The organism is Oleiphilus sp. HI0061, assembly GCF_001635675.1.
Map to the genome: position 1 here is coordinate 1 of NZ_LWFE01001300.1, position 7,023 is coordinate 7,023.

8 protein-coding genes are annotated in these 7,023 nt (G+C 47.1%); 5 read left to right on the plus strand and 3 right to left on the minus strand.

What is annotated here, in order from left to right; genetic code table 11:
- The 3 genes from A3735_RS20565 to def all read right to left on the minus strand — a co-directional run.
- Nucleotides 1-435 (minus strand): transcription antitermination factor NusB (locus tag A3735_RS20565; protein WP_304440000.1); only part of this gene is annotated, 435 nt, incomplete at its 3' end.
- The gene (fmt, locus tag A3735_RS20570; protein WP_068512830.1) at nucleotides 416-1,375 is read right to left on the minus strand and encodes a methionyl-tRNA formyltransferase; all 960 of its coding nucleotides are present in this window, start codon (nucleotides 1,373-1,375) and stop codon (nucleotides 416-418) included. The genes fmt and A3735_RS20565, both read right to left, overlap by 20 nt.
- Before the next feature lie 60 nt (nucleotides 1,376-1,435).
- Nucleotides 1,436-1,948, minus strand: coding sequence for a peptide deformylase (gene def / locus A3735_RS20575; protein ID WP_068508982.1), 513 nt, complete (start codon nucleotides 1,946-1,948; stop codon nucleotides 1,436-1,438).
- A 198-nt stretch (nucleotides 1,949-2,146) separates the two neighbouring features.
- Here def and A3735_RS20580 point away from each other — a divergent pair, with 198 nt between their 5' ends.
- From A3735_RS20580 to aroE, 5 genes are all read left to right on the plus strand, one after another.
- Entirely contained in the window at nucleotides 2,147-3,178 is a 1,032-nt protein-coding gene (locus A3735_RS20580) for a LysM peptidoglycan-binding domain-containing protein (RefSeq protein ID WP_231872321.1), read from the plus strand.
- A gap of 158 nt (nucleotides 3,179-3,336) precedes the next feature.
- Nucleotides 3,337-4,548: a DNA-processing protein DprA gene (gene dprA, locus A3735_RS20585; protein WP_068512827.1), complete on the plus strand. Its 1,212-nt coding sequence runs from the start codon at nucleotides 3,337-3,339 to the stop codon at nucleotides 4,546-4,548.
- Between the two features lie 64 nt (nucleotides 4,549-4,612).
- Nucleotides 4,613-5,185: an L-threonylcarbamoyladenylate synthase gene (locus A3735_RS20590; protein ID WP_068512824.1), complete on the plus strand. Its 573-nt coding sequence runs from the start codon at nucleotides 4,613-4,615 to the stop codon at nucleotides 5,183-5,185.
- A 47-nt stretch (nucleotides 5,186-5,232) separates the two neighbouring features.
- Nucleotides 5,233-6,129 carry an oxygen-dependent coproporphyrinogen oxidase gene (gene hemF, locus A3735_RS20595; RefSeq protein ID WP_068512821.1) on the plus strand — a complete coding sequence of 299 codons (897 nt, stop codon included), beginning with the start codon at nucleotides 5,233-5,235 and terminating at the stop codon, nucleotides 6,127-6,129.
- Between the two features lie 27 nt (nucleotides 6,130-6,156).
- On the plus strand, nucleotides 6,157-6,975 hold the full coding sequence (gene aroE, locus A3735_RS20600; RefSeq protein WP_068512817.1) for a shikimate dehydrogenase: 819 nt from the start codon (nucleotides 6,157-6,159) through the stop codon (nucleotides 6,973-6,975).
- Nucleotides 6,976-7,023: the final 48 nt, after the last annotated feature.

Consider the following 7,023-nt stretch of genomic DNA (forward strand, 5'->3'; position numbering starts at 1 on the left):
GTGCTCTATTCCCAGCTCGGCAGCGGCTTGCACAGTTTCATTAATTGCAGCGTGGGCGGGTGTGCGCATGAATAGGAGTTGGTAAGCCCCTACTTTTAGAATGCTTTCAACCAGTTTATCTTCGTGCTGGAGCGGTGTTTCCAAAAACTGATTATGGTTATTTGCCAAATACTCGTACCAGCGACAGGCTCCATAGACAATTTCCTGAAGAAGGGCGCCGTCTTTATCTGCCACCTGTTCAGCAGCGATGGGCATGAGTGCAGTCAGTGACTTTTGTTCATAAGCGACACTGTGTAAAAGATGGCTGGCAAGCGCTCTGACGCTGCTTAAGCTTTCTATTGCAGGTAGCTTAGGAAGTCGGATATTTTGCTTGGAGCGTCTAGCTCGTGATTGGCGACGACTGCGTCCGCCAGACCTAGTTGTCATGATTGACATTCAGCTGCTCTCCCGCATTTAATAGCGCTTTACCGCCGTTCACGAAAGATTGAACGTCCATGGCTTTTGCCCCCGGAAGTTGGAGTTGCTGAATGCTGATAGCGCCTTGGCCACACTGGATAATGATGCCGTTTTTGGTTTTTTCCAGAATAGTACCGGCTACTCGGTCATCGTTTGTTTCGACTTCTGATGCTTCAAAGATACGGACACGCTGAACTTTCCCTTTTGCATCAAGAAACTCCAGAAACGATACCGGCCAAGGGTTGAACGCTCGGATATTGCGACAGATCTGTTGGGCGCTATCTTGCCAGTTAATGCAAGCTTCTTGTTTACTCAGTTTATGTGCGTAATTCGCCAGTTCGTTATCTTGAGGTTCAGCCGCTAATGTTTCACGCTGTTCGAGATATTGCAAAATCGCGCTGGCTCCTTGTTCAGCGAGCCGGTCATGAAGGCTACCGCCAGTATCCTGGTCAGTGATATCGGTTTTGAGTTTGAGTAGCATGTCGCCGGTATCTAAGCCTACGTCCATTTGCATGATGGTAATGCCCGTTTCACGGTCACCCTCCTGAATTGCACGCTGAATCGGCGCAGCGCCACGCCAGCGTGGAAGTAAAGACGCGTGGATATTGATACAGCCGAAAGTGGGCATGTCCAACACTGCTTTAGGTAGGAGCAGGCCATAAGCCGCTACAATCATTAGGTCTGCCTTGAGCGCTGCTAGTTCCGTCTGGGCCTCGGGGTTTGTCAGCTTTTCAGGTTGGAATACTGGAATGCCATGCGCTTCAGCTACCTGTTTTACCTCGCTTTTTACGAGCTTCTTGCCACGCCCTGCCGGACGGTCTGGCTGAGTGTAGACGGCGATGACCTCATGGTTTTGGTCAATAATGGCTTGGAGGCTTTTGGCTGCAAACTCCGGTGTACCGGCAAAGATAATCTTCAAACTGAAATCACTTTTTTAAATTGGGTAAATAAAAATCGCACAGATATGATAAAAGGCGTTTTAAGCGCGTTCCTGACTGCGATGAATCTTCTCTAGTTTCTTTTTGATACGATTACGTTTTAAACCGCTTAAATAGTCAACAAAGAGTTTACCGTTTAAGTGATCCATTTCGTGTTGGATGCAAACGGCTAGTAGCCCCTCTGCTTCTAGGCTAAACTCTTTGCCTTGTCGGTCTAGCGCTTCGATCAGCACATGTTCGATTCGGCTAATATCTTCATAAAAGCCAGGAACGGACAGGCAGCCTTCTTGCATTTTTTCTAGCTCACCCTCTAAAACAGTGACTTTAGGGTTAATAAATACCAGTGGTTCGCTCTTATCTTCTGACAGGTCCATCACTATTAATTGGAGGTGGCGATCTATCTGTGTTGCTGCCAGACCAATGCCGGGAGCATCATACATGGTCTCAAACATGTCATCGATAAGGGTTTGCAGATTGTCATCAAACTCTTCGACCGGTTTGGCCAGAGTACGAAGGCGAGGGTCTGGATATTCTAAAATTTCTAAAATCGACATGTGGATCCTGTTATGGCTGGTTTATTAGCGCTGTACTAGTATTAAATTGTGGTGCGTGTCACGATATCACTGCTACTATTATCTTATAGAAAAGGAAATTAGTACAAATTGTTAAATCTTGATCTATAGTTTTCTAGATACCGTGCCTTTTTTTCGCACACTTATATCTTAGACATAAATTTATTATGTAGGCAGCACATGATCCGAAAGTTACTCATCTCCGTAATATTGACAAGCCTGGCGCTGGTTCAATCCGTCTTGGCATCCCCTGAATTGGCTGACAACCACCCGGATCGTTACGTTGTCGTAAAGGGTGATACCTTGTGGGATATCTCAGAGCGCTTTTTGAAGTCGCCTTGGCTATGGCCAGAAATCTGGCATGCGAACCCTCAGGTCTCGAATCCTCACCTTATCTATCCTGGTGATATTATTGGTCTGATATATATTAATGGCCAACCGCGACTTACTACCTTGAAGGCAGGCCCTCAAAATGGCGTGGTTAAGCTCAGTCCTCAAATTAAGGCAACGCCAATTTCTGCTGCGATTCCGACGATTCCACTTGATGCAATAGCCAGTTTCTTGTCTCAGAACCGAATTGTTGAAAAAGAAGAGATGGAAATGGCGCCTTACGTGCTTATCGGTCGTGAGAATCACCTGATCACCGGGACTGGTGATACGGTCTTCGCTCGAGGTGACGTTAAGGGTGCTGAGAAAGTAGCCGTATATCGTTCTAGCGAGACTTATATTGACCCCGAAACGAATGAATTATTGGGGCTTGAAGCGAAAGCGATTGCCACTGCAGATGTTGATCAAGTAAACAAAGAAGTTGTGACGCTGAATATTCTTCGTAGCAGTGAAGAATTGCGCCAAGGTGACCGCTTGTTGCCGACTGAAGATAGAATGATTAACTCTAATTTTGTGCCAAGTAAGCCAGAGCATGATATTCGAGGCAAGATGATTTCTGTGGCTTCAGGTGTTGGTAATATTGGTCAGTATAATGTTGTTGTTATCAACCGCGGCGAGCGTGATGGTATTAAGGAAGGTAATGTACTCGCAGTATACAAGAGAGGCGGCTTGGTTCGTGATCCTTACACCAAAGAAAAGATTGAGTTACCTTCACAGCGTGCAGGTTTGTTAATGGTGTTTAGAGTCTTTGAGAAATTGAGCTACGGCTTGGTTTTGAAAGCAACACGCCCACTTGCTGTGATGGACGAGGTTCGTACGCCTTGATTTGAACCTGAGCCTTGAATTAGCGAGGCTGTAAAGATTAAAGTAAACTGAAGGCAGCTTAAGGATTAAGCTGCCTTTTTTGTTGGGCGATTGCTTGGCAAAGTATACCTAGGCCCGGAATAGGGCATTCTGCTAATAAATCGATTAAGGATGATCGTATGGCTATTTCTTCAAGTTGCGAATACATCGCACAACTTTCTGCAGTCAAAGGCTTGGGCCTGAAGACTTTTTATCACCTTTATTCTCACTTTGGGAGCGTTGACGCGCTTACGAAAGCTGACTACGAGGCTTTATGCTCAAGCGGTCTTAAACCAGTGATGGCACGAGCCCTGGTCAACATTAATGAAGCTGCATTATCCCAGGCGCTTCCACGTTCGACCGAGACGTTGATGGAGTGGTCGGAACCTGCGCGACAGCATATATTAAGTATTGAGGATGCAGGCTATCCGTCTTTATTAAAGGAAGTATTTTGTCCGCCGCCTATGATCTATCTGAAAGGCTGTCTGGAGTCTTTATTGTTGCCTGCCTTAGCCGTTGTGGGTAGCAGAAAACCAAGTATGGCCGGGAAACAGCATGCCTATTCTTTTGCCTATGAGTTGAGCCTTCAGGGCCAGAATGTCGTTAGTGGTTTGGCTTTGGGGGTTGATACTTTGGCCCATCGAGGAGCCTTGGAAGCAAGTGGCATTACCTGTGCGGTTTTGGGGACGGGCTTAGATCTTGTTTACCCAAGGCAAAATCAAAAACTAGCAGAGCAAATTATGGATCGAGGAGTGCTGGTGTCGGAAATGGCTTTAGGGTCTCTGCCTGTGCCTGCAAATTTTCCGCGACGAAATCGTTTGATTTCGGGGCTTTCTCAGGGTTCATTGATTGTTGAAGCTGGCCTGAAAAGCGGATCATTAATCACTGCGAATTATGCGATAGAACAGAATCGGGAGGTATATGTCATTCCAGGGCCTATTGATAGTGAAGTGGCTGCCGGATGCAACGATCTGATTAAACAGGGAGCGCAGCTGGTGACATGTGTCGAGGATATTCTAGCTTTTCCTTGTCGGGACTCTTGTATGACGGTAGCGTCTTCCGCCAATAACTCAAAGCGTGAGAGTCCGATTGGGCGCAGTACAAGCGCTATAGTGGGCAAGGCTGAGGGTCATGCAGCTGAAACTCAGTTGTCACATGAACTTTTGCCCGATGAAGGAAAGCTATTACCTCTGATTGATTTTCAGTGTACCTCCTTTGACGTTCTAGCTAGCGAGAGCCAACTGGAAGCTGGCGTGCTATTGCAAAACCTGGTGAGCTTGGAGCTAAAAGGTTTAATTTCTAATGTGCCAGGTGGCTATCAGCGTGTGAAATCAGTAAACTCAGCCCAATAATTATGGTCACTTGTCTAAAGTGCTTTTTGAAGTGTAAATAGCGTCGATAGGAAGAGAGGTTTGGGTGTCGCTAAGTCGTTTATCTGAATGGCAGGTTCAGTTTGCTGCTAATATTCTCAAGGGTGGTGGAGTGATTGCACATCCGACCGAGGCGGTTTGGGGCTTGGCTTGTCATCCAGACAACAAGCAAGCCGTTTATAAGATCCTGGACTTGAAAACCAGACCCGTTGAAAAAGGCTTGATCTTGGTTTCAGGAGAGGCTTGTTATTTTGACGTTTTACTTAAGGATTTGCCCGAGGCACTTCAGCGTAAGTTTCTAGCGCCGGTTACGAGGCCGACTACTTGGTTGGTGCCAGATGAAGCCAACAGAGTGCCTTCATATATCAAGGGGCGGTTTTCAAGCGTTGCCTTGCGTCTTAGTACGCACCCTTTAATTGTTGAGCTTAGTCGACGAGTCGGAGCACCTCTGGTGTCTACTTCGGCTAATCCTTCTGGCAAGCATCCGGCAATGAACCTACGTGAAGCACGAGACTACTTTAGGGGGAGAGTTGATTATCTTCTGCCTGGCCGCCTTGGCGGCTTCGATAAACCTTCAGAAATTAGAGACCTGGTAAGCGGAGAGTCGCTACGGGTCTAGCGTTGGATAAACTCAGCGCATACAGAATAAATATTAGGAGTGAGTGCATGTTAGAACAGGTCAAAGCTTATTTGCTCGGTTTGCAAGATAGTATTTGTGAAGGGCTGGAGCAAAGTGATGGTCAGGCGCGCTTTGTAGAGGATGCCTGGGAGCGCCCTCAAGGTGGCGGTGGTCGAACTCGAGTGATTAAAGATGGGGCTGTTTTCGAGAAAGGGGGTGTTAACTTCTCTCATGTTTACGGGGACTCATTGCCGCCTTCGGCAACTAGTGCCAGACCTGAGTTGGCAGGTCGTCGCTTTCAGGCGATGGGTGTGTCTTTGGTTATGCACCCTCATAACCCCTATGTACCGACCTCTCATGCCAATGTTCGCTTCTTTATTGCGGAAAAGGACGGTGCTGAACCCATTTGGTGGTTCGGTGGTGGTTATGATTTAACGCCTTACTATGGTTTTGTAGAAGATTGCCAGCAATGGCATCAAGTTGCAGCGGAAGCTTGTGCGCCTTTTGGTGAAGAGGTTTACCCTAAGTATAAAAAGTGGTGCGATGAGTACTTTTACCTGAAACATCGGGACGAAGCGCGCGGAGTTGGCGGCTTATTCTTTGATGACTTGAATGAATGGGGCTTCGAAAAGAGCTTCGAATTTATGCAGGCCGTGGGCAATTCCTATGTGAAGGCGTATCGCCCGATCATCGAACGGCGCAAAGATAGCGAGTATGGCGAAAGGGAGCGACAGTTCCAATTGCATCGTCGTGGCCGTTATGTTGAGTTTAATCTAGTATTTGATCGCGGTACCCTATTTGGCCTCCAGTCTGGAGGGCGCACTGAGTCGATACTTATGTCGATGCCTCCGCTGGTCAGTTGGGATTACAACTATCAGACTAAAGCAGGTTCAAGAGAAGCTGAACTGACCGAGCGCTTTTTGCCGCATCAGGACTGGATCTGATAGTCTTCAGGGAGTAAGGAAAAATACATGTCAGATAAATATGCCGTTGTTGGTAACCCCGTTTCTCATAGTAAGTCTCCATTGATTCATAGTATGTTTGCCACGCAGACGAAGCAGGCACTTACTTACGATAAAATTGAAGCGCCAGTCGATGATTTTACATCAGTGGTCAAAGGCTTTTTTGCTCAGACAGAAGGAAAAGGCCTTAACGTTACCGTGCCTTTCAAAGAGCAAGCTTGGGACATGTGTGACAAGCGTAGCCTTGGTGCTGAAAAGGCTGGTGCTGTAAATACTTTGTACCTTGATGAGCAAGGCTTGCTTTGCGGTGACAATACAGATGGTTTGGGTTTAGTGTCCGACATTCAGGGGCATGGAATTAGCCTAAGTGGAAAAAAAATACTGATTTTAGGGGCAGGTGGTGCTGTAAGAGGCGTATTGCAGCCTATACTTGAAGAAAAGCCAAGCAAGGTTGTGGTGGCCAATAGAACCGTTAGTAAAGCGGATGCTTTGGTAGACTTGTTTCAAGATCAGGGGAGTATTGAAAGTTCGAGCTTTGAAGCCTTGAACGAAGCTTTTGACTTGGTGATTAATGGTACCTCGGCCAGTTTATCGGGTTCCTTGCCACCAATTTCGAAATCGATTATCGGTGCTGCGACGGTTGCCTACGACATGATGTACGGCTCAGAGCAGACTGTCTTTAATCGGTGGGCTGAAGAGGCAGGGGCATCCCAGACAATTGATGGTCTCGGGATGTTGGTCGGGCAGGCGGCAGAAGCTTTTCGTGTTTGGCGAGGCATTTTGCCCGAAACCTCTGAGGTCATGGCTAGGATTAGGGAAGAAAGCTGAGCGCTTGCTATAAAGTAAGGCTTGCAAGTGGCCGATAGGTAATAAGAA